This window comes from Pseudomonas sp. Hz4, assembly GCF_054898165.1.
Map to the genome: position 1 here is coordinate 2770993 of NZ_CM142719.1, position 25827 is coordinate 2796819.

At 60.7% G+C, this 25827-nt stretch carries 20 protein-coding genes and 1 pseudogene; 19 read left to right on the forward strand and 2 right to left on the reverse strand.

Translation table 11 applies throughout. From position 1 onward, the window contains the following. The first annotated feature begins 25 nt into the window (after positions 1-25). From ACYZTR_RS12695 to ACYZTR_RS12715, 5 genes are all read left to right on the forward strand, one after another. Positions 26-1447, forward strand: a complete 1422-nt coding sequence (locus ACYZTR_RS12695) for an aminotransferase (protein WP_461979246.1) — start codon at positions 26-28, stop codon at positions 1445-1447. Further along, positions 1444-2352: a helix-turn-helix transcriptional regulator gene (locus tag ACYZTR_RS12700; protein WP_461979248.1), complete on the forward strand. Its 909-nt coding sequence runs from the start codon at positions 1444-1446 to the stop codon at positions 2350-2352. Before ACYZTR_RS12695 ends, ACYZTR_RS12700 begins: the two co-directional genes overlap by 4 nt. 81 nt (positions 2353-2433) lie before the next feature. Further along, positions 2434-3576: an ABC transporter ATP-binding protein gene (locus tag ACYZTR_RS12705; RefSeq protein ID WP_461975238.1), complete on the forward strand. Its 1143-nt coding sequence runs from the start codon at positions 2434-2436 to the stop codon at positions 3574-3576. Beyond that, positions 3573-4490: an ABC transporter permease subunit gene (locus tag ACYZTR_RS12710; protein ID WP_461979250.1), complete on the forward strand. Its 918-nt coding sequence runs from the start codon at positions 3573-3575 to the stop codon at positions 4488-4490. The genes ACYZTR_RS12705 and ACYZTR_RS12710 overlap by 4 nt, the downstream gene beginning before the upstream one ends. After that, positions 4490-5401 carry an ABC transporter permease subunit gene (locus ACYZTR_RS12715; protein ID WP_461979252.1) on the forward strand — a complete coding sequence of 304 codons (912 nt, stop codon included), beginning with the start codon at positions 4490-4492 and terminating at the stop codon, positions 5399-5401. The genes ACYZTR_RS12710 and ACYZTR_RS12715 overlap by 1 nt, the downstream gene beginning before the upstream one ends. Positions 5402-5425: 24 nt before the next feature. On the opposite strand, the gene ACYZTR_RS12720 is transcribed toward ACYZTR_RS12715, so the two are convergent. Together ACYZTR_RS12720 and ACYZTR_RS12725 are read right to left on the reverse strand one after the other, a co-directional pair. After that, positions 5426-6022 (reverse strand): cupin domain-containing protein, encoded by a 597-nt coding sequence (locus ACYZTR_RS12720; RefSeq protein ID WP_461979254.1) that lies wholly within the window; start codon positions 6020-6022, stop codon positions 5426-5428. A gap of 153 nt (positions 6023-6175) precedes the next feature. Then, positions 6176-8137, reverse strand: a complete 1962-nt coding sequence (locus tag ACYZTR_RS12725; protein WP_461979256.1) for an oxidoreductase — start codon at positions 8135-8137, stop codon at positions 6176-6178. A gap of 216 nt (positions 8138-8353) precedes the next feature. Between ACYZTR_RS12725 and ACYZTR_RS12730 the strand changes: the two genes are divergently transcribed. The 14 genes and pseudogenes from ACYZTR_RS12730 to ACYZTR_RS12795 all read left to right on the forward strand — a co-directional run bounded on the left by ACYZTR_RS12730 (position 8354) and on the right by ACYZTR_RS12795 (position 25788). Further along, the gene (locus tag ACYZTR_RS12730) at positions 8354-9403 is read left to right on the forward strand and encodes an ABC transporter substrate-binding protein (protein WP_461979258.1); all 1050 of its coding nucleotides are present in this window, start codon (positions 8354-8356) and stop codon (positions 9401-9403) included. 75 nt (positions 9404-9478) lie between these two features. Continuing rightward, a pseudogene (locus tag ACYZTR_RS12735) lies at positions 9479-9735 on the forward strand (class II aldolase/adducin family protein); the annotation flags it as partial. Between the two features lie 229 nt (positions 9736-9964). Continuing rightward, positions 9965-10612: a TetR family transcriptional regulator C-terminal domain-containing protein gene (locus ACYZTR_RS12740; protein ID WP_461979259.1), complete on the forward strand. Its 648-nt coding sequence runs from the start codon at positions 9965-9967 to the stop codon at positions 10610-10612. 92 nt (positions 10613-10704) lie between these two features. After that, positions 10705-11421: a response regulator gene (locus tag ACYZTR_RS12745; protein ID WP_415764994.1), complete on the forward strand. Its 717-nt coding sequence runs from the start codon at positions 10705-10707 to the stop codon at positions 11419-11421. A gap of 5 nt (positions 11422-11426) precedes the next feature. After that, a complete protein-coding gene (locus ACYZTR_RS12750; RefSeq protein WP_461979261.1) occupies positions 11427-12200 on the forward strand; it encodes a substrate-binding periplasmic protein in 774 nt (257 codons plus the stop codon). Beyond that, positions 12197-14458, forward strand: a complete 2262-nt coding sequence (locus ACYZTR_RS12755; protein ID WP_461979263.1) for an ATP-binding protein — start codon at positions 12197-12199, stop codon at positions 14456-14458. Before ACYZTR_RS12750 ends, ACYZTR_RS12755 begins: the two co-directional genes overlap by 4 nt. Before the next feature lie 219 nt (positions 14459-14677). After that, complete coding sequence (locus ACYZTR_RS12760) at positions 14678-16090, forward strand: amino acid permease (RefSeq protein WP_461979265.1); 1413 nt, start codon at positions 14678-14680, stop codon at positions 16088-16090. A gap of 292 nt (positions 16091-16382) precedes the next feature. Further along, a complete protein-coding gene (locus ACYZTR_RS12765) occupies positions 16383-17174 on the forward strand; it encodes an enoyl-CoA hydratase/isomerase family protein (protein ID WP_461979267.1) in 792 nt (263 codons plus the stop codon). A gap of 43 nt (positions 17175-17217) precedes the next feature. Then, a complete protein-coding gene (locus tag ACYZTR_RS12770; RefSeq protein WP_461979269.1) occupies positions 17218-18378 on the forward strand; it encodes an acyl-CoA dehydrogenase family protein in 1161 nt (386 codons plus the stop codon). Between the two features lie 18 nt (positions 18379-18396). Further along, positions 18397-20496: an acetate--CoA ligase family protein gene (locus ACYZTR_RS12775; RefSeq protein ID WP_461979271.1), complete on the forward strand. Its 2100-nt coding sequence runs from the start codon at positions 18397-18399 to the stop codon at positions 20494-20496. Positions 20497-20506: 10 nt separating this feature from the next. Beyond that, positions 20507-22114 carry a 5-guanidino-2-oxopentanoate decarboxylase gene (locus tag ACYZTR_RS12780; protein ID WP_461979273.1) on the forward strand — a complete coding sequence of 536 codons (1608 nt, stop codon included), beginning with the start codon at positions 20507-20509 and terminating at the stop codon, positions 22112-22114. Positions 22115-22186: 72 nt separating this feature from the next. Next, positions 22187-23377, forward strand: a complete 1191-nt coding sequence (locus ACYZTR_RS12785) for a pyridoxal phosphate-dependent aminotransferase (RefSeq protein ID WP_461979275.1) — start codon at positions 22187-22189, stop codon at positions 23375-23377. Beyond that, positions 23370-24785 carry an aldehyde dehydrogenase family protein gene (locus ACYZTR_RS12790; protein ID WP_461979277.1) on the forward strand — a complete coding sequence of 472 codons (1416 nt, stop codon included), beginning with the start codon at positions 23370-23372 and terminating at the stop codon, positions 24783-24785. The genes ACYZTR_RS12785 and ACYZTR_RS12790 overlap by 8 nt, the downstream gene beginning before the upstream one ends. Positions 24786-25062: 277 nt before the next feature. Beyond that, positions 25063-25788: an NAD(P)H-dependent oxidoreductase gene (locus ACYZTR_RS12795; protein ID WP_461979279.1), complete on the forward strand. Its 726-nt coding sequence runs from the start codon at positions 25063-25065 to the stop codon at positions 25786-25788. Positions 25789-25827 lie beyond the last annotated feature (39 nt).

Consider the following 25827-nt stretch of genomic DNA (forward strand, 5'->3'; position numbering starts at 1 on the left):
AATTATTTGGTTTGAGGTTTTTTGTATGGTTACTGCAGCCAATAAACAACTGTCAGCTGTTGTAGATGACACCAGGTTGGTCAGCGCCGATAAAGCTCACTACATGCACGGCTACCACATGTTCGACGATCACAGCGAACAGGGTTCCTTGAACATTGTGGCGGGTGACGGTGCCTATATCATCGACGCCCATGGCAACCGCTTTCTCGATGCCGTTGGTGGAATGTGGTGCACCAATATCGGATTGGGGCGCGAGGAAATGGCGCTGGCGATTGCCGATCAGGTGCGGCAACTGGCGTATTCGAATCCGTTTTCCGACATGTCCAACAATGTCGCGATCCAGCTGTGCGAAAAGCTCGCCAGCCTGGCGCCAGGGGATCTGGATCACGTGTTTCTGACCACGGGTGGCTCTACTGCAGTTGACACCGCGTACCGACTGATTCAGTACTATCAGAACTGCCGTGGCAAACCGGACAAGAAGCATGTCATCGCGCGTTATAACGCCTATCACGGCTCCACGACTCTAACGATGTCAATCGGCAACAAGGCCGCCGACCGGGTGCCTGAATTCGATTACGCCAACGACAGAATTCACCACATCTCCAACCCCAACCCATATCGCGCGCCGAGCGGTATGGACGAGGCGCAGTTCCTTGAGTTTCTGGTCAAGGAATTTGAAGACAAGATCCTGTCTATCGGTGCGGATAAAGTGGCGGGTTTTTTTGCCGAGCCGATCATGGGATCCGGCGGAGTGATCATCCCGCCCAAGGGCTACCTCAAACGCATGTGGGAAGTATGCCAACGCTACGACATTCTTTTTGTCGCTGACGAGGTGGTGACATCGTTTGGCCGGCTGGGCAAGTTCTTCGCTTCTTATGAATTGTTCGATGTGCAACCGGACATTATCACCACCGCCAAAGGTCTGACGTCCGCTTATCTGCCGCTGGGAGCGTGCATTTTTTCCGACCGCATCTGGAAGGTGATTGCCGAACCCGGCAAGGGGCGCTGCTTTACTCACGGTTTTACCTACGGCGGCCATCCTGTGTGCTGTACGGCGGCATTGAAGAACATTGAGATTATCGAAAGAGAAAACCTGCTGGCGCATGTCGACGACGTCGGCGGCTATCTGGAAGAGCGGCTCGCGACACTCTGTAATCTGCCGCTGGTTGGCGAGGTGCGTTGCCAGAAGCTCATGGCATGCGTCGAGTTCGTGGCCGACAAGCGCACTAAAGCGTTGTTTGCCGACGAGATCAACATCGGCGAAATGATTCATTCCCGCGCCCAGGCTCGAGGTTTGCTGGTGCGTCCGATCATGCATCTCAACGTGATGTCACCGCCGCTGATTCTGACGCGCGCTCAGGTCGATGAAATCGTCGAGATCCTGCGGGTGTGCATACTTGAGGTGGCCGCTGAGCTTGAGCAAAGCGGCCAGTATTTCGGCCGATGAATTCAAGTCTGCGATTAACAGGTGCCGGTTCACCCGCTAGACTGCGGGGCATGAACAAACCTGACGAAGAGACGTTGATTGCCTTGCGTTTTGGCGCATTGCATAACTGGCATCGCGACATGCGCGAGGCATTTGCCCATGTCGAGACGCTCGACGCGCTGCAGTATCTGGCGTCGGCGTTCGGGCATCTGGTGTCCGTCGAATCGGTGATGATCAGCCTGGAACACAAGGACCGTGCACCGCAGTTGCTGTATCAGCGCGGCATTCCGGAAAAATATCGGGAGTCGATCATCGACCGCTATTTTTCCGGTGGCTACTTGCTTGATCCGTTTTGCCTGGCAGTGGAGCAGGGCTTGGCTGAAGGTTTTTATCATCTTGAGGAAATTGCCCCTGACAACTTCTTTGAAAGTGAGTATTACAACACTTACTACTTGAAAGCAGGGAGCTCCGAAGACAGTTTTTATATTGTCGACACGGTGAATGAATCGCAAATATCATTGAGCTTGTTTCAAGGCTTCGGTGGTGAGGCGCTCAAGGCGGAACAACTCAATCTGCTGCGGGCGGTCGAGCCGCTAGTACGGGAGTTCATCCATGAGTTTGGCCAACGCGGTTTGCAGAACATTGTAGCAACGCGTGCCGATGGCGAAGCCACTACCGCGCATGACGATTTCAAACAGCGATTGCAGGCCGCTTTTGAGAATTTCGGTCGCGATCTGCTGACGCAGCGCGAGCGCGAGGTCGCGCACATGGTACTCCGCGGGCACTCCGTGAAATCCACGGCCAGGCAGTTCGGTATTTCGCCCGAGACTGTCCGCATGCACCGCAAAGGTCTTTATTTAAAGCTGAACGTCAATTCGCAGTCGGAATTATTTGCACTGTTTTTCGTGTGGTTACGGACGAATTAAGTTATTGCCCATTAGCGAATCCTAATAACAATAAGGTTGCCTTGTTCAGGCAAGCGGCCTCTCTGCGCGAGTGATAAAAAGATGGCAGTTGCCTCCGGCGCCTATAAGAAAGCCCTCGAGGGCGGCCAGTCACCTAAACAGGTGCTGGTCAAAATCGACCGGGTCACGAAGAAGTTCGACGAGACGATTGCCGTGGACGATGTGTCCCTGGAAATCAGGAAAGGCGAGATTTTCGCCCTGCTCGGCGGTTCGGGATCGGGCAAATCCACCTTGCTGCGCATGCTCGCAGGTTTCGAACGGCCCACGGAGGGGCGCATTTTCCTCGATGGTGTCGACATCACGGACATGCCGCCGTACGAGCGGCCGATCAACATGATGTTCCAGTCCTACGCCTTGTTCCCGCACATGACCGTGGCGCAGAACATCGCCTTCGGCCTCAAGCAGGACAAGCTTTCCGGCGCGGAAATCGATGCTCGCGTGGCCGACATGCTCAAACTGGTGCAGATGAGCCAGTACGCCAAGCGCAAGCCGCATCAATTGTCCGGCGGTCAGCGTCAGCGTGTGGCCCTGGCGCGTTCGTTGGCCAAGCGACCGAAGCTGCTGCTGCTCGATGAACCGATGGGTGCGCTGGACAAGAAGCTGCGTTCGCAAATGCAGCTGGAGCTGGTCGAGATCATCGAGCGGGTCGGGGTGACCTGCGTCATGGTGACCCACGACCAGGAAGAGGCCATGACCATGGCCGAGCGCATCGCGATCATGCACCTGGGCTGGATCGCCCAGATCGGCAGCCCGATCGACATCTACGAAACCCCGACCAGCCGTCTGGTCTGCGAGTTCATCGGCAACGTCAATATCTTCGACGGTGAAGTGGTGGACGACGCCGAAGGCCATGCGCTGATCACCTGCAAGGATCTGGACCGCAACATCTACGTCGGTCACGGCATCAGCACCTCGGTGCAGGACAAATCCGTGACCTACGCGATCCGTCCGGAAAAGCTGCTGGTGACCCCGGACATGCCGACTTGCGAGTACAACTGGTCCAGTGGCAAGGTGCATGACATCGCCTACCTCGGCGGTCACTCGGTATTCCACGTCGAGCTGCCGAGCGGCAAGATCGTCCAGTCTTTCGTCGCCAACGCCGAGCGCCGTGGCGCGCGTCCGACCTGGGGTGACCAGGTTTACGTGTGGTGGGAAGACGACAGCGGCGTGGTACTTCGCTCATGAACATGCGCAAATTCAAACGCCGCCTCAACCGACTAATTCCCGGTGGTCGCCAGCTGGTCATCGGCGTTCCGTTCATCTGGCTGTTCCTGTTTTTCATGCTGCCGTTCTTCATCGTCCTGAAGATCAGCTTCGCCGAAGCCGACGTGGCCATTCCGCCGTACACCGAGATCTATACCTTCGCCGAACAGAAACTGCAGTTGCTGCTGAACCTCGGCAACTACGCGATGCTGGCCGGCGACGAACTGTACATTGCCGCTTACCTCGGCTCGTTGAAGATGGCGCTGATCAGCACCATCCTTTGTCTCGCAATCGGTTACCCGATGGCCTACGCCATCGCCAGCGCCCGCAAAGAGATGCAAACGGTGCTGGTGCTGCTGATCATGATGCCGACCTGGACCGCGATCCTGATCCGTGTGTATGCGTGGATGGGCATCCTCAGCAACAACGGCCTGCTCAACGGTTTCCTGATGACCATGGGCTGGATTGACGAGCCGCTGCAGATTCTCAACACCAACCTCGCGGTCTATATCGGCGTGGTGTATTCGTACCTGCCGTTCATGATCCTGCCGCTCTACGCCAACCTGGTGAAGCACGACAACAGCCTGCTGGAAGCTGCATCGGACCTGGGTTCGAGCACCTTCAACAGCTTCTGGAAGATCACCATTCCGCTGTCCAAGAACGGCATCATCGCCGGCTGCATGCTGGTGTTCATCCCGGTGGTGGGCGAGTTTGTGATCCCGGAACTGCTCGGCGGCCCGGAAACCCTGATGATCGGTAAAGTGCTCTGGCAAGAATTCTTCAACAACCGCGACTGGCCGGTGGCGTCTGCCCTGGCAGTGGTTATGTTGCTGATCCTGATTGTGCCAATCATCCTGTTCAACCGTAGCCAGGCCAAAGAAATGGAGGGCAGATAATGAAGCGCTTCCGTTTCTCGAGTTTCATGCTGATAGCGGGCTTGCTGTTCATCTACGCGCCGATGCTGATCCTGGTGATTTACTCGTTCAACGCCTCGAAACTGGTGACGGTGTGGGGTGGTTGGTCGATCAAGTGGTACGTCGGGTTGATGGACAACACGCAACTGATGGGCTCGGTGGTGCGCTCGCTGGAAATCGCCTGCTACACGGCGATTGCGGCGGTGGCGCTGGGTACATTGGCGGCCTTCGTGCTGACGAGGATCACTCACTTCAAGGGTCGCACGCTGTTCGGTGGCCTAGTTACCGCACCGCTGGTGATGCCCGAAGTGATCACCGGTCTGTCGCTGTTGCTGCTGTTCGTGGCGATGGCGCAGATGATCGGTTGGCCACAGGAACGCGGCCTCGTCACCATCTGGATCGCCCACACGACCTTCTGTTCGGCCTATGTGGCGGTGGTGGTGTCGGCGCGCTTGCGTGAGCTGGACCTGTCCATCGAAGAAGCGGCCATGGACCTCGGTGCGCGGCCGTGGAAGGTGTTTTTCCTGATCACCATTCCGATGATCGCGCCCTCGCTGGGTGCCGGCGGCATGATGTCCTTCGCCCTGTCGCTGGACGACCTGGTGTTGGCCAGCTTCGTCTCGGGGCCGGGTTCCACGACCCTGCCGATGGAAGTGTTCTCGGCGGTGCGTCTGGGCGTGAAACCCGAGATCAATGCCGTGGCCAGCCTGATTCTGCTGGCGGTATCGCTGATGACGTTCCTGGTCTGGTTCTTCAGCCGCCGTGCCGAAGAAGCGCGCAAGCGTGCGATTCAGCAGGCGATCGAAGAAGGTGCCGCTGCTTCGGCCAAGCCACAACCTATTGCCCCCCTTAAAAAACGCACCGAGGGCTCCGAAGCTGCTCCAGTCACCTGACCCTCACCGTAGCCGCGGGCGCCGTTAGAACGTTGGCGGGGTAATCACCCAGATCACCACCGCATCCACCTCGCCAGGGTTGCCGTAGCGGTGCGGTTCCTGGCTGGAAAAGCTGAAGCTGTCGCCTTCGTTGAGCTGAAAGTAGCGCTCGCCAACCCACAATTCGAAACTGCCGGACAGCAAGTAACCGGCTTCTTCGCCTTCGTGGCTGTAGCTTTGCTGGCTGTAGGTGCCGGGCGGAAAGCGCGAGTGGAGCATTTCCAGTTGCCGGTTGGGTGGTGGGGTCAGGAGTTGGTCGACGATGCCGTCTTCGTAATGCACGCTCAGACGACTGTTTTTGCGCACCACCACGCCATCGTCCTCGGGGGCGGTGTTGGCTTCGCTGGCGAAGAACCACTGGATGGTCACACCGAGGCTACGGGCAATGTTGAACAGCGCCGGAATTGACGGATAGGCGAGGTTGCGTTCCAGTTGACTGATGTAGCCCGCTGTCAGCTTACTCAATTGCGCCAGTTCCGCCAGGGTCATGCCCCGGCGTTTGCGCAGGCCGCGAATCCGCGTGCCGAGAAAGTGTGGTTCGGCAGTGCCGGTTGCGGGCGGGGTATTGCTGTTGTTGCTCATGGTGAGTTCCGAACCGGGTCGAACGTGAACCCCGTAGGAGCGAGCGTGCTCGCGATGGACTCACAGACGCCGCTTCCAACCAGTAAGCACGCATCAAGGAGCCTCTCGAGCAAGCTCGCTCCAACAGGGTAAAAGCCCGGAGTATAAACGGGCTTAAAGCGCCCAGGCGACTTTCAAACCTTCATAAATCGCTTCTTCGGCGGTGCGCGGCGCCAGGCAATCGCCGATGCGTCGAAATTCCACCAGGCCTTGCAGTTCAGCGCCAAGCGTATCCACGGGTTGATGACCCTGACACAACACAAGCGTGTCGATATTTTCCAGCAACATGGGTTCGCCACTGGCGGTGTGTTGCAAGTAAACGGTGTTGTCGTCACAACCGTACAGCCGCGCGTAAGGGGTGATGGGAATGCCCAGTCTGTGCAGCTCACCGGCCAGTTGGTCACGCACGTACAGCGGCAGGTTTTCCCCGCAATGGGTGCCATTGACCGCCAGTTGCACTTGATGGCCGGCACGGGTCAGACGCTCGGCGATGCCGGGGCCGATCCAGTCGCAACGCCAATCGACCACCACCACCGAACGGCCGATTTGCACTTCGTCGCGCAGCACCTGCCAGGCATCCACCACCTGCAATTCACCCCCGCGTTCGAACGCCGGCCAGTAGGGCTCGGCACCCGTGGCAACAATCACCATCTCCGGTTTTTCCCGTTCCACCAGTGCCCGGTCGACCCGGGTGTTGCGCACTACTCGTACCCCGGCCAATTCCATTTCCCGTTGCAGATTGGTGCTCGCGCCACCGAATTCGCTGCGCCGTGGCAGCAATTGCGCCAACAGCACTTGGCCGCCAAGTTGTGAACTGGCTTCGTACAGCGTCACATCATGCCCGCATTGCGCCGCCACCGCAGCGGCTTTCATCCCGGCCGGACCCCCGCCGGCAATCATGATGCGCTTGCGTGTTGGCGCCGGTTGCCGCGCTCCGAAGATCAACTCGCGACCGGTTTCAGGGTGCTGGATGCAGGAAATTGGCAAACCTTTGTGAAAGTGCCCGATGCACGCCTGATTGCAGGCGATGCAGGCGCGCACGTCTTCGGCGCGGCCGGCATTGGTCTTGTTGGGCATTTGCGGGTCGCAGATCAACGCCCGGGTCATGCCGCACACATCGGCCTGACCCCGGGCCAGAATCAGTTCGGCTTCCTGCGGTTGGTTGATGCGCCCGGTGACGAACAGTGGAATGCTCAATCCGGCCTTGAAGGTGCCAGCCTCTTTGGCCAGGTACGCCGCTTCAATCGCCATCGGCGGCACGATGTGCACCGCGCCACCCAGGGACGCTGAGGTGCCGGCGACGATGTGCACGTAATCCAGTTGTGGTTGCAGCGATTGCACGGCAGCCAGGGATTCGTTTTCGGTCAGGCCTTCAGGGTCGCGCTCGTCGGCGGAGATGCGCAGGCCGATGATGAACTGCTCGTCGGTGCTGGCCCGTATCGCCGCGATGACTTCGCGCAGGAAGCGCAGACGCTGTTCCAGTTCACCGTTGTAGCCGTCGGTTCGGCGGTTGACCCGGGGGTTGATGAATTGCGCTGGCAGGTAGCCGTGACTGGCGACCACTTCGACGCCATCGATCCCGGCCTGATGCAGACGCCGGGCGGCAGCGGCATAACCGGCGACAATCTCGTCGATCATCGCCTGATCCAGTGCGCGCGGCATCACCCTGAAACGTTCATTGGGCACCGCCGAAGCGGAGTAGGCCACGGCCAGCAGGCCATCGCTGGACTCCATGATTTCCCGCCCCGGATGGAACACCTGCGACAGCACCAAGGTGCCGTGAGCGTGGCAGTTTTGCGCGATTTTCCGGTAGCCATCGATGCAGGTATCGTCGGTGGCCATCAGCACGTGAGAGGTGTACCGCGCGCTGTCATGCACACCGGCCACTTGCAGCACGATCAGCCCAACCCCACCTTCGGCACGCACCCGGTGATAGGCGATCAGCTGTTCGTTGACCAGGTTGTCGGTGGGCATCGAGGTGTCATGACCGCTGGACATGATGCGGTTTTTCAGGCGTTTGCCACGGATCTGCAAGGGTTCGAACAGGTGCGCATAAGCTGGGGTCGGGCTCGGCATGGTACGGGTACTCCGGGCAGGCTGAAGCCGAAAGGCCGGGTTTCGGCGTTGTTATTATTGACCTATAGAAATTTACCTTCAGTAAAAAATCAACTTGTTTTTTTACTGTGACGTGCAGTAGTTTCGTTGCGAGCCCGCTCCTGGGTCGAACCTCACCAACAATAAAAAGGGCGAAGCCGACCGATATTCGACTTGCACCTGTACGAGGAACCACTGATGAAATCGAATACGCTCATGCACGGTTTTTATCCCTTGGTGTTGACCCTGGCCATCGGCCTCGGCAGCGCTCAGGCAGCTTCGGACATGGTGGTGGTCGGATACGGCGGGGCCGGACAAAAAGCCCAGGACGTGGCGTTCTTCCAACCGTTTAGCGCAGTGGATCAAAGCAAGGTCATCCAGAGCGAATACAACGGCGAAATGGCCAAGATCAAAGTCATGGTCGACACCGGCAATGTCGATTGGGACGTGGTGCAGATCGAAGGCCCGGACCTGATGCGCGGCTGCGAAGAAGGCATGTATGAACGTCTGGACTGGACCCGCCTGGGCCACGCCGGGCAGTTGATCCCCGAGGCCGCGCAGGAGTGCGGTTCAGCGGCGCTGGTGTGGAGCGTTGCGATTGCCTACGACACCGACAAACTGGCCAAGGCTCCGACCTCATGGGTCGATTTTTGGGACGTGCAGAAAATCCCCGGCAAACGTGGCCTGCGCAAACGCGCGGTGTACAACCTGGAGTTCGCCTTGCTCGCTGACGGGGTGAAGGTCGAGGATGTCTACAAGGTGCTCAATACCCCACAGGGCGTAGACCGAGCGTTTGCCAAACTCAATCAGATCAAGCCGTACATCCAGTGGTGGGAAGCGGGCGCACAACCGGCGCAATGGCTGACCGCCGGCGATGTGGTGATGACTTCAACCTACAGCGGACGCATCGCCGCCGCTGCGCAAAGCGGCAGTCATCTGGGGCTGGTCTGGCCCGGCAGCCTGTACGGCATGGACTACTGGGCGATCATTAAGGGCTCCAAACACGTCGAACAGGCCCAGCGCTTCATCGCCTTTGCCAATCAGCCGGACGCCCAGGTCAAGTACGTGCAGCAGATCCCCTATGGCCCGACCAACACCGAGGCCGTTGCGCGACTGGACGACAAACTCGCGCAATGGGTGCCGACTGCGCCGCAGAACCTCAAGGGCGCGCTGTCGATGGACGTCGGTTTCTGGGTCGACCATGGCGAGGAGCTTGAAGAGCGCTTCAACGCCTGGGCGAGCAAATAGCTGACTGCGGCTGAACGTCCATGCACGTCCAGCCGTACTGTCCGCCCGAGCCGATCAGCCTGGAGAACCACAACAATGAATGAGATCGCGACCCACCTGACTGCGCGCAGCGTTACCGAACAGCGCCTGCGCGAAGAACTGGCGGCCTGTTATCGCTTGATTGCACATTTGCGCATGACCGACCTGATTTTCACCCACATCTCGGTGCGCCTGCCGGGGCGGAACATCACTTTCTGATCAACCGCTATGGGCTGATGTTTGATGAAATCACTGCATCCAGTCTGGTGAAAATCGACCTCGAAGGTCGGGCCGTTGAACGGTCACCGGGACCCTGTGTGAATGGGCTGACGTCATCGCGGGCAAGCCTCGCTCCAGGCTTTGCTTCGTGTCGATAATGGTGGAACAACCCAAATCTGTAGGAGCGAGGCTTGCCCGCGATTGGGGCGCTATGGTCTCCCGGACGCGCAACTGACTGGAGACATGCCACGCTCTTGCTGTACAGTCGTTCAGCTTGCAATGATAGCGCGAGCCCCAGTGATTGAATCCAGGAGCGTGTCGCCCATGAATCAGGAAGCCCGTTTTTCCCGCATGGAACCGGAGTTGCGCAAGGCCAATCTGATCGAGGCGACGCTGGAATGCCTCAGGCGCCACGGCTTTCAGGGTGCGTCGATCCGCAAGATATCCGCCGAGGCGGGTGTTTCGGTAGGCCTGATCAGCCATCACTATTCAGGCAAGGATGAGCTGGTGGCCGAGGCCTATATGGCGATCACCGGGCGGGTCATGAGCCTGCTGCGCGACGCCATGGAGCAGGCCGCACCCACTGCCCGCGAGCGCTTATCGGCGTTTTTTCGCGGCTCGTTCTCCGCCGAATTGCTCGACCCGCAGTTGATCGATGCCTGGCTGGCGTTCTGGGGTGCGGTGAAAACCGCCGAGGCGATCAATAAGGCGCACGATCATTCCTACGGCGAGTATCGCGGCATCTTGCGCAAGGTGCTGCTGGAACTGGCGCAGGAAGAGGGTTGGGAAAACTTCGACGGCGATCTCGCCGCGATTAGTCTGAGTGCTTTGCTCGATGGCCTGTGGCTGGAGTCCGGGCTCAATCCCGGCACCTTTACCCCGGAGCAGGGCATCCAGATTTGCGAAGCCTGGGTCGACGGATTGCAGGCCGGTGGCCGCCAGCGTTTTTGCGTGCAGACGAGCAGCTGTTGATCACCTGTTCAGTAGTGACTACTCTCTACCGCTGATGCAGAAAAACACTCTAATAAGAAATACGCCTTCGGGCCTGTGCAGGACACCAAGCAATGACGCCTCGTGTACTGATTGTCGATGACGATCCGCTGATTCGTGAACTGTTGCACGCCTACTTGTCCCAGGAGGGCTACGACGTTCATTGCGCCGCCACGGCGGAACTGGCCGAAACCTTCCTGGCCAGCCAGACCGTGGACCTGGTCATGCTCGATATCCGCCTGCCGGGCAAGGACGGCCTGACCCTGACCCGAGAGTTGCGGGTGCGTTCGGAAGTCGGGATCATCCTGATCACCGGGCGCAACGATGAAATTGATCGTATCGTCGGCCTTGAATGCGGTGCCGATGACTATGTGATCAAGCCCCTCAATCCACGCGAGCTGGTGTCCCGGGCGAAAAACCTGATTCGCCGGGTTCGTCACGCGCAGATTCCTCAACCGGTGGCCACAGTCCCCAGACCCGTCAAACAGTTCGCCGATTGGGCGCTGGACACCGACCGCCGACGCCTGATCGATCTGGCCGGCAGTGAAACCCTGCTCACCCACGGCGAATACCAGCTGCTCAGCGTGTTCCTGCGCAACAGCGGTCACACCCTGAGCCGCGACCAGTTGATGGACCAGATCCGCAACCGCGAATGGGTGCCCAACGACCGCTCAATCGATGTGCTGGTGGGCCGCTTGCGCCGCAAGCTGCACGACGACCCGGCAGAACCGCAGTTGATCATCACCATCCACGGCGCCGGTTACCTGTTCACTGCCAGCCTCGCTGCGTGAGGGCCGTGGCGCGGCTGTTTTGCCTGCTGTTGGTGCTGGTGACAGGCAACACGCTGGCGGCGGAGAAGGTGCGCTATTGCGACTATCCGGTGTACCCGCCGATTTCCTGGAGCGACGGCAAACAGGTCCGGGGCCTGGCGCCGAGCGTAGTGAAAATCCTGTTCGGTCAATTGGGCTACGAAGTCGAAATCGTGGTGCTGGGCAACTGGAAGCGTTGCCTGCTCGACGCCGCCGAAGGCCGGGTCGACGTGGTGCTGGCCTACACCACCGCGCAACGGGAACAGAGCATGTTGTTTTCCACGGTGCCGGTGCTGCGCGAAGAGGTGGCGGTGTTCGTCAATCGCCAGCACCCGGTGAAATTCGAACGGCTGGAAGACCTGGCCCGCTACCGTGGCGGACTGCTGTTTGGCGAAAGTTATGGTGTGGAATTCGATCGCATGGTCGCGCAAAACAACAACATTGAATGGGTCTCCGACAGCCGCCAGAACTTCGGCAAACTGATTCGCGGGCGCATCGACTTCATCACCCAGGAGCGCCGCACCGGGCAGTTGTACGTGGAAAAAATGCCCGGCGCGCAAGACATCATTGCGTTACCCAATGCCCTCAGCGTGGACTACCTGCGAGTCGCCGTTTCACGCCGCTCGCCACAGGCCGCGCGCATGCCAGACATCAATGCGCAATTGCAGAGCATGGTCGATGGCGGCGATATCGAGCGTCTGCTCAATGAAAGCGAAGTCACCTACCGCGACATGATCAACCTGCCGGCGAACGCGCCATGATCCACGCCCGCCCTGGTGGGCTATTGCGGCGTCTGCTGCTGTTCATTCTGTTGTTCAGTCTGTGCTTCACGGTGCTGGCTAGCAGCGTGCAGCTGTACATCGAGTACCGCCGGGAAATGCGCGAGATCGACTCGCGAATGGAGTTGATCCGCGCCGGTTATCTGGCGAGCCTGGAGCGCAGTCTGTGGGATCTGAACCAGGAGCAGTTGAACGTGCAATTGCGCGGCCTGGTGGGTTTTTCCGACGTGGCGCGGGTGCACCTGACCAGTCCGGACTACGACTTGCTACAAGGCAACCCCAACCCGGTGGGGCCGTTGCGCATCGAGCGTTTTACCCTGCGCTATCTACCGCCATCCGGCCCGTTGCGCCAGCTCGGCGAACTGCAAGTCAGCACTGATCTGGGCGCGGTGTATGAGCGCCTGTACGCCACCGGGTTGACCAGTTTGTTGTGGATGGGCGTATTTCTCTGCGGTTTGGCGGTGGCGCTGTCCGGCTTGTTCTATCGATTGGTCACCCGCCACCTGCGAGTCATGGCCGAATTTGCCCGGCGCATCGCCGCCGGTAAATGGCACGAGCCGTTACGCCTGGACAAGCGGCGCAACGCTCAAGAAGATGAAATCGACACCGTGGCCAACGCCCTGGATGACATGCGCCGGGCGATCCTCATTGATATCGACCGCCGGGAAACCGACCGCCTGGCGTTGCAGGACAATCGCGATGAATTGCTGCGCAGGGTCGAGCGGCGCACCGCCAGCTTGATGCGCGCCAAGGACGAAGCCGAAGCGGCCAACCAGGCCAAGTCGCGCTTTCTGGCGACCATGAGCCACGAGCTGCGCACGCCGCTCAACGGCATCCTCGGCATGGCCGAATTGTTGCGCGGTGCCAGCCTGGACGAGCGCGACAGCCAACGTCTGGATGCACTGCGCAAGGCTGGCGAGGGTTTGCTGACGATCCTCAATGAAGTGCTGTATTTTGCCAAGCTGGAGGAGGGCACAAGCCTGCCCGAACCGGTGGGTTTCTCGATTCGACAACTGCTCGACGACGTGTTGACTCTGCTGGAACCCAAGGCGTTGAGTAACGACACGATCCTGCATTGCCGAGTCGATCAACGGCTGGCTGAACATCACCATGGCGCCGAGCAATTCCTGCGACAGGTGTTGAGTAACCTGTTGGCCAACGCGATCAAGTTCACCGAAGGCGGGGAAGTCAGCGTCGAGGTAGCGTTGCTCACCCAGCCTGAAGGGCACAGCGGGCAACGTATGCGGGTGAGTGTAACGGACGACGGGATCGGCATCGCACCGGCGATGCAGGCGAAAATCTTCGAGCGCTTCACTCAGGCCAGCGAGGAAGTGGCGCAGCGCTTTGGCGGCACCGGGCTGGGGCTGGCAATCTGCAAGCATCTTGTGGAGCACATGGGCGGATGTATCGGCGTTGACAGTGAAGTCGGGCGCGGTAGTTGTTTCTGGTTCGAGCTGATGTTGCAGCCCGCCATCGGTGCAGTAGCCGTTACGCCGGTGGCTGTCATGGAATCATCACTCAAGGTTCTGGTGGTTGAGGACGTGGCCCTGAACCGCGAAGTGGTCCAGGGCCTGCTGCAACGGGACGGTCATCAAGTGTGGTTGGCCGAAGAGGGCGAACAGGCGTTAGTGCAGTGCGCTGTCCAGACTTTCGATTTGATTCTGCTGGACGTGCATCTGCCGGGTATCAGTGGTGTCGAGTTGTGCAATCAGATCCGCCGTAACGACGGACCGAACCGCCAGACCCGCATCTTCGCCCTGACGGCCAGCGTGCAACCTTCGCTGGTGCGCGGGTATCTGGATGCGGGCATGGACGGCGTACTGGCCAAACCGTTGAAACTGGACAACCTGCGTCAGGCCTTGGCCGGGCAGACGCCGGGCCGGGAACCTGCGCCGGATGACAACGTCATGGACTGGCCGTTGCTGCAAACCCATCGCAGCTTGCTCGGTGAGCAAAAGGTGCAGGGTCTGCTATCGATGTTGCGCGACTCGATCCTGCAGCACCGGGAGGCGCTGCGCGAAGCCACCGAGGCCGAGGATTGCACCGAAGTCGCGCACCTGGCGCATCGCTTGGCCGGCAGCGGTGACTCGCTAGGCTTTCGAGCGTTGGCCGCTGTATTGCGGACACTGGAAGAAGTGGCGAAAATCAACGACGAGTCGGCCATTCGTGAGCTGGCGCCACAGGTTAATGAGCAATTGCAACGCTCACTTCAAACCCTGGAACACCTGTTGCAGAGCTGACGTACAAGCCCGCCGTACAATATCGTTACGATTTTCTACAACTTCGATCACTGCGTACAACACGACCTTACATCGCTTTCCAATACTCGACGCAGCCGCCGCAGCGGTCTTCGAAGCTTATTGGAGATAATAATAATGAATGGCCGTAAAGCTGATCCCATCCTGCGCAATGACCTCCTGTCATGCGCTGCGCACCTCACTGACTGCTGAGGTGCCGACATGAGCGAAAACATCGAACGCAGTGGCATCCAATTGACCCGTGCCCTGAAAAGCCGGCACATTTTCATGCTGTCGCTGGGCGGCGTGATCGGCACCGGGCTGTTCATGGGCTCCGGGGTGATCATCAACCAGGGCGGTCCGGTGGGGGCGATTCTGGCGTACCTGGTCGCCGGTTTCCTGATGTACCTGGTGATGGTCTGCCTGGGCGAACTGTCGGTGCACATGCCGGTATCCGGTTCGTTCCAGACCCACGCCACCCAATACATCGGCCCGGCCACCGGGTTCATGATCGGCTGGGTGTACTGGATGAGCTGGGCCACCACGGTCGGCCTGGAATTCACCGCAGCCGGGATGCTGATGACCCGCTGGTTCCCGCAGGTGCCGATCTGGTACTGGTCGGCGCTGTTCGTGGTGGTGCTGTTCGGCCTCAACGCCCTGGCGACCCGCGCTTTCGGTGAGGCGGAATACTGGTTTTCCGGGATCAAGGTCGCGGCGATTCTCGGGTTCATCGTGGTCGGCGTGCTGGTGATCTTCGGCGCGATCCCGCTGAGCAGTGGCGCACCCGCGCCGATGATGAGCAACCTGATCGGCGACTCGTTGTTCCCTCACGGCCTGTCGGCGGTGTTCGCGGTGATGATGACAGTGGTCTACGCCTTCCAGGGCTGCGAGATCATGGGCGTGGCTGCCGGTGAAACCGACCAACCGGAAAAAAGCATCCCGCGTGCCGTGCGCAACGTGGTGTTCCGCGTGCTGATCTTCTACGTGCTGGCGATTGTGGTGCTCTCAGCCATCGTGCCGTGGCAGCAGGCGGGCCTGATGGAAAGCCCCTTCGTACAGGTGTTCGACATGGTCGGCATCCCCTTTGCCGCTGACTTGATGAACTTTGTGATCCTCACGGCGATTCTATCTGTTGGCAACTCCGGCTTGTACGCCTCGACCCGCATCCTGTGGGCAATGTCGAAAACCGGCATGGCGCCGAAAAGTCTTTCGCTGTTGAGCAAACATGGTGTGCCGTTGCGCGCCTTGAGCATCACCTTGTGCTTTGCCCTGGTGTCGCTGCTGACTAGCTTCATCGCCGCCGACACCTTGTTCATGGTGCTGATGGCGGTGAGTGGTATGGCCGGCACTGTGACCTGGATTGTCATCGCGTTGGCGCAGTACAAGTTCCGCAAAGCCTACCTGCGCGACGGCGGAAAACTCAGCGATCTGAAATACCGCGCCCCGTGGTTCCCGGTGCTGCCCTTGATGTGCATCACGCTGTGCTGCTCTTTGTTCGTATTCCTGGCCCTGGATGAAACCCAGCGTCCGTCGTTGTATTGGGGGTTTGGATTCATTGTTCTGTGTTATGGCGCGTATTTCTTGCTCCATCGTAAACGCAAGGCGGTGTTGGCCCCGACGTTGCCGGCGGCGTAATTCCCATCGACTGACAAAAAACGCGGCAGGCGATTGTCGCGTTTTTTTGTGCATTCAGGGGAAATCACCTTTCGCGGGAGTTTGTGCACACGGTGTAGGTTGTTCGAAGTTGTAACAGCGTCATCCATCAAGAATTTCGTATCGATACATAACCTATATAAAACAGTTAGTTATAGAGCTTTTAGGTCTGTTACAGCTTTTATCATCATCAATTGCCGTCTTACTGAACACTCGTTTAGTATGGCCTCAAGTCGCATCACCTCAGACCAAACACAATAATTCGAGGACTCGCATGACTACTCACGATTCACTGCTCAGTCAGGTCGAAGCAGGCGTTGCCTGGATCACCCTCAATCGCACTGCTCAGCGCAACGCGCTGGACATTCCGACTTTGAAGAACCTGCACACCTTGCTCGACGATTTCAACGCCGACCCTGCGGTACGCGTGGTGGTGCTGACCGGCAGCGGTCGCAGTTTCTGCGCGGGTGCCGACCTCGACGAATGGGCCGCCGCAGAAGCCCGTGGCGCATTGGAAAGCTACGGCTGGACCGAAACTGCCCATGCCTTGATGACCCGCCTGTACAGCTTGGAAAAACCGACAATCGCCGCCATCAACGGTACGGCCGTCGGCGCGGGGATGGACCTGACCTTGTGCTGCGACCTGCGCATCGCCGGGCAATCGGCGCGTTTCAAGGCCGGCTACACCAGCATGGCCTACTCGCCGGACGCCGGCGCCAGTTGGCACCTGCCGCGGCTGATCGGCGCCGAGCAGGCCAAGCGCCTGCTGTTCCTTGACGAATTGTGGGGGGCCGACCGCGCCCTCGACGCCGGTCTGGTCAGCGATGTCTGCGCCGACGACCAACTGCAGACCGCCGCCAGCGAACTCGCCGCACGCCTGGCCGCCGGGCCGACCTTTGCCTTCGCCCAGACCAAAAAACTCATGCGCGAAGGTGCCGACCGTAGCTTGCCCGAGCAACTGCAAGCGGAACTGGCCGCCGGCCTTTTGTGCGGTCGCAGCGAAGACGGCAACGAAGCCCTGCACGCGGCCATGGAAAAACGCCCGGCGCGCTTTATCGGTCGTTGAGCCTCGGTACACCTCTATCAGCACACGAACAACAGGTAGCACCATGAATTTCCAACTGACCCAAGAACAAGAAATGTTGGTGGACGCACTACGCAGTTTCGTCGCCAAGGAACTGCTGCCTTACGAGGATGAAGTCGATCGCGCCGATGAAGTCTCCCCGGAGCTGGCGGCGCAGATTCGCGGCAAGGCGATCGCCGCCGGTTTCTACGCCTTCAACATGCCGGAAGAGGTCGGCGGTGGCGGTCTGGATTACCTGTCCCAGGCGCTGATCGAGCGTGAGCTTTCCAAGGTGTCCTGGGCGCTGCACGTCTTCGTTGCGCGGCCGTCGAAAATCCTCATGGCCTGCACCGGCGATCAGATCGACGACTATCTGTTGCCGTGCATCCAGGGCGAGAAGATCGACTGCTTCGCGTTGACCGAACCGGGCGCCGGTTCCGATGCCAATGCGATCCAGACCCGCGCCGTGCGTGACGGTGACGACTTTGTTCTCAACGGCAGCAAACACTTCATCAGCCACGCCGGCCACGCTGACTTCGCCATTGTCTTCGCGGTGACCGACACCTACGAGCACAACGGCCGCAAGCGCAACGCCGTGACTTCGTTCCTGGTGGACCGCAACACCCCCGGCATGACCATTCGCCGTGGCCCGAAATGCGTGAGCAACCGTGGTTACCACACCTTCGAAATGTTCTTCGACGACTGCCGTGTGCCGGTCTCCAAGGTGCTGGGCGAAGTCGGAAAGGGTTGGGACGTGGCCAACGCCTGGCTAACCGCTGGCCGGGTGATGGTCGCGGCCAACTGCGTCGGTCAGGCGCAACGGGCGCTGGACGTGTCGCTGCAATGGGCGGCCGATCGCAAGCAATTTGGCCAGCCGATCGGCAGCTATCAGGGCGTCTCTTTCAAATTGGCGGACATGGCCACGCAAATCCGCGCAGCGGAACTGCTGACCCTGCACACCGCATGGAAAATGGACCAGGGCACCATGACCGACGGCGAGGCCGGCATGGCCAAGCTGTTTGCCAGCGAAGTGCTGGGTCGCGCAGCCGACGAGGCGGTGCAGATTTTTGGTGGCATGGGCCTGATGGATGAAGGGCCGGTGGAACGCATCTGGCGTAACGCGCGTATCGAGCGGATCTGGGAAGGCACCTCGGAAATCCAGCGCCACATCATTTCCCGCGAGCTGCTGCGGCCGCTGCTGCGCTGATTGGCCCGGAGAATTTCAATGTCGCAAACGATTCGTGACAACCTCAAACGCATGCTCGCCCCGCGCCACGTGGCGTTTGTCGGTGGCCGCAGCATGGCCCGTGCGCTCAAGCGCTGTGCCGACGGCGGTTACCTTGGGCATATGTGGCTGGTCAATCCGCAGCACGACAGCCTCGAAGGCGTGCCCTGTGTGCGCAGCATTGCCGAACTGCCGTGCGGCCCGGACGCGGTGTTCATCGCGACCAACCGTGAACTGACCCTGACCTGCGTCGCCGAACTCGCCGCCGTCGGTACCGGCGGCGCGATCTGCTACGCCTCGGGTTTTGCCGAGACCGGCGCCGAAGGCCAGGCCCTGCAACAGCAACTGCTCGAAGCCGCTGGCGACATGGCGTTGCTCGGCCCCAACTGCTACGGCCTGCTCGACTACCTGCACAGCGCAGCGTTGTGGCCAGTGGCCCATGGCGGCAAAGCGGTGGAGAAGGGTGTGGCGGTGCTGACTCAGAGCGGCAACTTCGCCTACAACCTGTCCATGAGCGACCGCTCGCTGCCGGTGGCTTACATGGCCTCGGTCGGCAATCAGGCGCAACTGGGCGTGGCCGAATTGATGGACGTGTTGCTCGATGAGCCACGGGTCACCGCCATCGGCCTGCATCTGGAAGGCCTTAAAAACGTACCGGGTTTCGCCCGCGCCGCGCACAAGGCACTGGAGAAGGGCATTCCGATCATTGCCCTGAAAACCGGCGTGTCGCAGATCGGCGCCGAACTGGCCCTGAGTCACACCAGTTCGTTGTCCGGTTCCGATGCGCTGTATGACGCTTTGTTCGCAAGGCTCGGAGTGATTCGCGTCAGTGGTCCGGTGAGTTTTGTCGAAACTCTGAAAGCCGCGGCCTGCGGCAACTTGCCAGCGGGCAACAGCCTGATCGCGCTGGCCTGCTCGGGTGGCGACGCCGGGCTGATCGCTGATTATGCCGAGCGCAATGACCTTAGTTTGCCGAAGCTCGACGCTTGCCAATCCGGTGAACTGGCACAGGTACTGCCGAGCTACGCCAACCTGGTCAACCCGCTGGACTTCACCACGGCGATCTGGGGCGACGGCGAGGCCTTGAATGCCATGCTCGACAGCGCCCTGCGCACACAGGCCGATGCAGCGATGCTGGTGCTCGACTATCCCGCGGAGTTTACCGGCGAGCGCAAGGAATGTGACCTGCTGCTGGATCTGTACTGCGAGGCGCTGGTGCGTCACGGCAAGACCGGTTTTGTCACCTCGGCCTTCCCCGAGTTGCTGCCAGCTCATGCCCGCGAGCGTTTGCACGGGCAAGGTGTGGCGGCGTTGCAGGGTGTCGAAGACGGTTTGGCGGCCTGGGGCCGTATCGCCGGTTATCAGCGCAATCGTCAGGCGTTGTTGGCGTTGGGCGAATCGGCTCTGGTGCCACTCTGTCCGCAGGCGCTGGAAGGCGAAGGGCAGTTGCTCAATGAATGGGATTCCAAGCAGGCCCTGCGCGAGTTTGGCCTGCCGACGCCCAACGGTGTACTGAGCACGCCAGACAAAGCACTGAAGGACGCCGAAGCGTTGGGCTATCCATTGGTGCTCAAAGCGGTCAGCGCGCAGTTGCCGCACAAGACCGAAGCCGGTGCCGTGGCACTGAACCTCAAGGATGGTGCCGCGTTAAGCGCTGCCCTGGAAAAAATGCGTGCCAGCATCGCTGCTTACGCGCCGGGCGTGCCTTTCGATCAGTTGCTGCTGGAACCGATGGCCAAGCTGCCGCTGGCGGAGCTGATTGTCGGCATCAAACGCGAAAACGATTTCGGCCTGGCTTTGGTGATTGGCGCCGGCGGCATTCTGGTGGAGTTGCTCAAGGACAGTCGCAGCCTGTTGCTGCCGACCACCGACGGGGCGATTCGCCAGGCCTTGCTGAGCCTGCGCAGCGCCGCATTGCTGCAAGGTTTTCGTGGTCGCGAAGCGGCGGATCTGGACGCCTTGGTGGCGGCGATCGGTGCGGTAGCCGAATACGCCTGCGAGAACGCCGGACAATTGCTGGAACTTGATGTGAACCCATTGTTGGTCGGCGCCGATGGCACGACTGCGGTCGATGCGTTGATTCGCATCGCACATGCGTGAGGACCTGAACATGCAAAGCAAAACCTTGACGGGTGGCCAGGCGCTGGTGCGTCTGCTGGCCAACTACGGCGTCGACACTGTGTTCGGCATTCCCGGCGTACACACTCTGGAGCTGTATCGCGGCTTGCCCGGCAGCGGCATTCGCCACGTATTGACCCGCCATGAGCAGGGCGCCAGTTTCATGGCCGACGGCTATGCGCGGGTGAGCGGCAAACCCGGCGTGTGCTTCATCATTACCGGCCCTGGCGTGACCAACGCCGCCACCGGCATCGGCCAGGCCTACGCCGATTCGATTCCGATGCTGGTGATTTCCAGCGTCAACCACAGCGCCAGCCTCGGCAAGGGCTGGGGTTGCCTGCACGAAACCCAGGATCAGCGTGCGATGACCGCGCCAATCACCGCGTTCTCGGCGGTGGCGTTGACCGCCGAAGACTTGCCGGAACTGATCGCCCGCGCTTATGCGGTGTTCGACAGTGAGCGTCCGCGCCCGGTGCACATTTCGGTGCCGCTGGATGTGCTGTCGGCACCGATTGCCCGCGACTGGAGCAACGACGTCGTGCGTCGTCCGGGGCGCGGCACGCCAGCTGCCACTGTGCTGGACGAAGCGGTAGCCAAGCTGCATGGCGCGAAACGGCCGATGATCATCGCGGGCGGCGGCGCATTGGATGCCGCATCGCAGTTGCAAGAACTCAGCACCCGCCTGGCCGCGCCGCTGTTCACCAGTGTCGCCGGTAAAGGCCTGCTGCCACCGGACGCACCGCTCAATGCCGGTTCGTCGCTGTGCGTGGAACCGGGCTGGAACCTGATCGCCGAGGCCGATGTGGTGCTGGCGGTCGGCACCGAAATGGCCGGCACCGATTTCTGGCGCGAACGCCTGCCGCTCAATGCCCAATTGCTGCGGGTGGACATCGATCCGCGCAAGTTCAACGACTTCTATCCGAGCGCCGTGGCGTTGCACGGTGATTCGCAACAGACGCTGGCGGCGCTGCTGGAGCGCCTGTCGCCTGACGTGCGTGATGCCAGCGCGGCGATTGCCTCGGTAGCGGCGCTGCGTGAGGCCGTGAAAAACGGTCACGGTCCGTTGCAGTCGATCCATCAGGCGATTCTGCAGCGCATTGCTGCCGAACTGCCGGCCGACGCTTTCATCAGCACCGACATGACCCAACTGGCCTACACCGGCAACTACGCCTTCGATTCACTGGCACCCCGCAGTTGGTTGCACCCGACCGGTTACGGCACCTTGGGTTACGGCTTGCCCGCCGGCATCGGCGCCAAGTTTGGCGCGCCGCAACGTCCGGGGTTGGTGCTGGTGGGTGACGGCGGTTTCCTCTACACCGCGCAGGAACTGGCGACGGCGGTCGAGGAGCTGGACAGCCCGCTGGTGGTGTTGCTGTGGAATAACGACGCCTTGGGGCAGATCCGCGACGACATGCTCGGCCTGGACATCGAACCGATCGGCGTGCTGCCGCGCAACCCGGACTTCGCCGCCCTCGGTCGCGCTTTCGGTTGCACCGTGAACCAGCCGCAAAGCCTGGCCGAGTTGCAAACTGATCTGCGCCACGGTTTCAAACGCAACGGTGTGACCCTGATCGAACTCAAGCATGCCTGTGCGAACTGATTTTCACCTTTGTTTAGCGGGGCTTTTTTAAAGGGGCTTCTTTTAAGGGACTTCTTTTGAGGAAACAGGACCATGCGCTTTTCCGATCTGACTCAACGTATCGCCGGTGACGGCGCTGCCGCCTGGGATATTCATTACCGCGCATTGGCAATGCGCGAGCAGGGTGAAGACATCTTGCTGCTGTCGGTGGGCGACCCGGACTTCGATACGCCGCTGCCCATCGTGCAGGGTGCCATCGACAGTTTGTTGTCCGGCAATACTCACTACGCCGAGGTGCGCGGCAAGCGCGCCTTGCGTGAAGCCATCGCCAAACGCCACAGGCAACGCAGTGGGCAACGAGTGACGGCGGACGAGGTCACGGTGCTGGCCGGCGCGCAGTGCGCACTGTTTAGCGTGGCCCAGTGCGTGCTCAATCCGGGCGATGAGGTGATCGTCGCCGAGCCGATGTACGTCACCTACGAAGCGGTGTTCGGTGCGTGCGGCGCGGTGGTGGTGCCAGTGCCGGTGCGTTCGGAAAACGGTTTTCGCGTGCTGCCCGAAGACGTTGCCACGCGCATCACCCCGCGCACCCGTGCGCTGGCGCTGAACAGCCCGCACAACCCATCGGGGGCGAGCCTGTCGCGCAGCACCTGGCAGGCCCTGGCCGAATTGTGCATCGCCCACGACCTGTGGCTGATTTCCGATGAGGTTTACAGCGAGCTGCTGTTTGAAGGCGAACACGTCAGCCCGGCGAGTTTGCCGGGCATGGCCGAACGCACCGCGACGCTCAACAGCCTGTCGAAATCCCACGCCATGACCGGCTGGCGCGTCGGCTGGGTGGTGGCGCCATCCTCGTTGTCCGCGCATCTGGAAAACCTGGCGCTGTGCATGCTCTACGGCTCGCCCGATTTCATCCAGGACGCCGCCGTCGTGGCGCTGGAAAGCCAGCTGCCGGAACTGGACGCCATGCGCGAAGCCTATCGCCAACGCCGCGATCTGGTCTGCGAAAGCCTGGGCGATTGCCCCGGCGTGCGCGCCTTGAAACCCGACGGCGGGATGTTCGTAATGGTCGATATCCGCGAAACCGGGCTTAGCGCCCAAGCGTTCGCTGATCGTTTGCTCGATCGCCATGGCGTCTCGGTCCTGGCCGGCGAAGCCTTCGGTCCGAGCGCTGCCGGTCACATCCGAATCGGGTTGGTGGTGGGGGCCGCGCCATTGCGTGATGCCTGCCAGCGCATCGCCCGTTGTGCTCACGAATTGATGGAGGTTCAGGTCCATGCTTAATCACCAATCACTGTTCATTGACGGACGCTGGCAAACCCCGTCCGGGCAAGGCGTCGCCGAGGTGATCAACCCGGCCACCGAGGAAGTCGCCGGCAGCGTGCCGCTCGGTGATGAACGCGATGTCGACCTCGCCGTGGCGGCGGCGCGCAAGGCCTTCGGACCTTGGTCACGGATGCCGTCGAACGTGCGCGCCGGGTACATCCGTGCTCTTGCCGAACAACTGCAAACCCGTGCCGACGAAATGGCGGCGGTGATCACCACCGAACTGGGCATGCCGGTGCAATGGAGCCGTTCGGTACAAGTGGACGGGCCGATCATCGGCCTGGAGCAGTACGTCGAACTCGCCGGTTTGATGGACGAAGTGCGCGAGGTCGGCAACTCGCTGGTGATCCGCGAAGCGGTAGGGGTCTGCGCGTTCATCAACCCATGGAACTATCCGCTGCACCAGCTGATCGGCAAGCTCGGCCCGGCACTGGCCGCCGGTTGCACGGTGGTGGTGAAGCCAAGTCAGGAAACCCCGCTGCATGCGTTCTTGCTGGCGCAGATGATCGAGGATATCGGCTTGCCCGCCGGTGTATTCAACTTGGTCAGCGGGCCAGGCGCGAAGGTCGGCGAAGCGCTGGCCAAACACCCAGACGTGGACATGGTGTCGTTCACCGGTTCCACCGGCGCGGGTGTGCGCGTTGCGCAAGCGGCGGCGCCTTCGGTGAAACGGGTATGCCTGGAACTCGGTGGCAAGTCGGCGCTGCTGATCGCCGAGGATGCGGATCTGGACGCCGCCGTGCGCTACGGCGTGCAGGACGTGATGATCAACTCAGGGCAAACCTGCACCGCGTTGACCCGCATGCTGCTGCCCGCCAGTCGTTATGCCGAAGCGGTTGAAATTGCGTTGGAGGAAACCCTGAGCCTGCGCATGGGCGATCCGCTCGATCCGCAGAGTTTCCTTGGCCCGATGTGTTCGGCGGGGCAACGGCGCACCGTGCTCGATTACATCAAGGTCGGTCAGGAGGAAGGCGCGCGTCTGTTGTGCGGGGGCGATACGACGCAGGCGTTTGAGCGTGGCTATTACGTCAGCCCGACACTGTTCGCCGACGTCGACAACAGCATGCGCATCGCCCAGGAAGAGATCTTCGGCCCGGTGCTGTGCCTGATCCCCTATACCGATGAGGCGCAGGCGATCCAGATCGCCAACGACTCGCCGTTCGGCCTGTCCAGCGGCGTCTGGGCCGGCAGCACCGAGCGTGCCTTGCAACTGGGGCGGCAATTGCGGGCGGGCCAGTGTTTTCTTAATGGTGCGGCGTTCAACTATCAGGCGCCGTTCGGGGGCTACAAACAATCCGGCAATGGACGTGAATGGGGGGAAGAGGGGCTCAACGAATTCGTCGAAGTGAAGGCGATCCAGGTGTGACCGTTGGGGATTCAAACGTTTTTTGCACCGGGCCTTGCGTGGTTTTGAACGGGTGTGCTGCCGAACGCGGTAGCGCCACCGGCGAGTCGGGGGCGGGCAAGTCGATCTTGGCCTGTCGGCCATGGACTACGCCCGCGACGGCTGCCGGATCACCGTACTACTCCGGACTGTTGTTTCCTCGGCACCGCAAATGGACCCCAACTGGCTCGACCGCTTGCTGGCCAGCCGCGCCGCCCCGAATTCAAACCCTACGCTGGAAAAAGTCTAAGGAATCACCATGAAAGTACTGATCGTCCACGCTCATCCCGAGCCTAAATCCTTCACCGCTGCCCTGCGTGACCAGGCGGTGGCCACCCTTGAAGCCCAGGGCCATGAGGTGCAGGTCAGTGACCTGTACAAAATGAACTGGAACCCAGTGGCCAGCGCCGATGACTTTTCCTCGCGGGAGAACTCCGAGTACCTGGTCTATGCGCTGGAGCAACGCCTGGGCGTGAAAAGCCAGTCGCTGGCAGCCGATATCCAGGCGGAACTGGACAAACTGGTGTGGGCCGACCTGTTGATTCTCAACTTCCCGATCTTCTGGTTCTCCGCCCCGGCCATGCTCAAGGGCTGGATCGACCGGGTGCTGGTGTCGGGCATCTGCTACGGCGGCAAGCGCTTCTACGATCAGGGCGGCCTGAGCGGCAAGAAGGCGTTGGTGACGGTGACTCTGGGCGGCCGTGAGCACATGTTCGGTGAAGACGCGATTCATGGCCCGTTGCAGGACATGCTGCGGCCGATCCTGCGCGGTACCCTGGCCTATGTTGGGTTCGAGGTGCTCGAACCTTTCGTCGCCTGGCATGTGCCGTACATCAGCGACGAGGCGCGGCAACGATTCCTGGTTGACTATGACCAGCGTCTGCAACACCTGGCGGACGAGCAACCGTTGGAATTTCCGAGGCTGTCGCAGTTCGATGAGCAGTTGTATCCGCTGAGCCGGCCAGTTGCCGTAGATGCCTATTAACGGCACAAACCCTGAAGAAGCGTGGCTTGCCCGCGATTG

What these genes read in the sequence shown, in the direction of transcription:
- ACYZTR_RS12695 (WP_461979246.1), top strand. Translation starts at nt 26, where the DNA reads ATGGTTACTGCAGCCAATAAACAACTGTCAGCTGTTGTAGATGACACC.
- ACYZTR_RS12700 (WP_461979248.1), top strand. Translation starts at nt 1,444, where the DNA reads ATGAATTCAAGTCTGCGATTAACAGGTGCCGGTTCACCCGCTAGACTG.
- ACYZTR_RS12705 (WP_461975238.1), top strand. Translation starts at nt 2,434, where the DNA reads ATGGCAGTTGCCTCCGGCGCCTATAAGAAAGCCCTCGAGGGCGGCCAG.
- ACYZTR_RS12710 (WP_461979250.1), top strand. Translation starts at nt 3,573, where the DNA reads ATGAACATGCGCAAATTCAAACGCCGCCTCAACCGACTAATTCCCGGT.
- ACYZTR_RS12715 (WP_461979252.1), top strand. Translation starts at nt 4,490, where the DNA reads ATGAAGCGCTTCCGTTTCTCGAGTTTCATGCTGATAGCGGGCTTGCTG.
- ACYZTR_RS12720 (WP_461979254.1), bottom strand. Translation starts at nt 6,022, where the DNA reads ATGAGCAACAACAGCAATACCCCGCCCGCAACCGGCACTGCCGAACCA.
- ACYZTR_RS12725 (WP_461979256.1), bottom strand. Translation starts at nt 8,137, where the DNA reads ATGCCGAGCCCGACCCCAGCTTATGCGCACCTGTTCGAACCCTTGCAG.
- ACYZTR_RS12730 (WP_461979258.1), top strand. Translation starts at nt 8,354, where the DNA reads ATGAAATCGAATACGCTCATGCACGGTTTTTATCCCTTGGTGTTGACC.
- ACYZTR_RS12740 (WP_461979259.1), top strand. Translation starts at nt 9,965, where the DNA reads ATGAATCAGGAAGCCCGTTTTTCCCGCATGGAACCGGAGTTGCGCAAG.
- ACYZTR_RS12745 (WP_415764994.1), top strand. Translation starts at nt 10,705, where the DNA reads ATGACGCCTCGTGTACTGATTGTCGATGACGATCCGCTGATTCGTGAA.
- ACYZTR_RS12755 (WP_461979263.1), top strand. Translation starts at nt 12,197, where the DNA reads ATGATCCACGCCCGCCCTGGTGGGCTATTGCGGCGTCTGCTGCTGTTC.
- ACYZTR_RS12760 (WP_461979265.1), top strand. Translation starts at nt 14,678, where the DNA reads ATGAGCGAAAACATCGAACGCAGTGGCATCCAATTGACCCGTGCCCTG.
- ACYZTR_RS12765 (WP_461979267.1), top strand. Translation starts at nt 16,383, where the DNA reads ATGACTACTCACGATTCACTGCTCAGTCAGGTCGAAGCAGGCGTTGCC.
- ACYZTR_RS12770 (WP_461979269.1), top strand. Translation starts at nt 17,218, where the DNA reads ATGAATTTCCAACTGACCCAAGAACAAGAAATGTTGGTGGACGCACTA.
- ACYZTR_RS12775 (WP_461979271.1), top strand. Translation starts at nt 18,397, where the DNA reads ATGTCGCAAACGATTCGTGACAACCTCAAACGCATGCTCGCCCCGCGC.
- ACYZTR_RS12780 (WP_461979273.1), top strand. Translation starts at nt 20,507, where the DNA reads ATGCAAAGCAAAACCTTGACGGGTGGCCAGGCGCTGGTGCGTCTGCTG.
- ACYZTR_RS12785 (WP_461979275.1), top strand. Translation starts at nt 22,187, where the DNA reads ATGCGCTTTTCCGATCTGACTCAACGTATCGCCGGTGACGGCGCTGCC.
- ACYZTR_RS12790 (WP_461979277.1), top strand. Translation starts at nt 23,370, where the DNA reads ATGCTTAATCACCAATCACTGTTCATTGACGGACGCTGGCAAACCCCG.
- ACYZTR_RS12795 (WP_461979279.1), top strand. Translation starts at nt 25,063, where the DNA reads ATGAAAGTACTGATCGTCCACGCTCATCCCGAGCCTAAATCCTTCACC.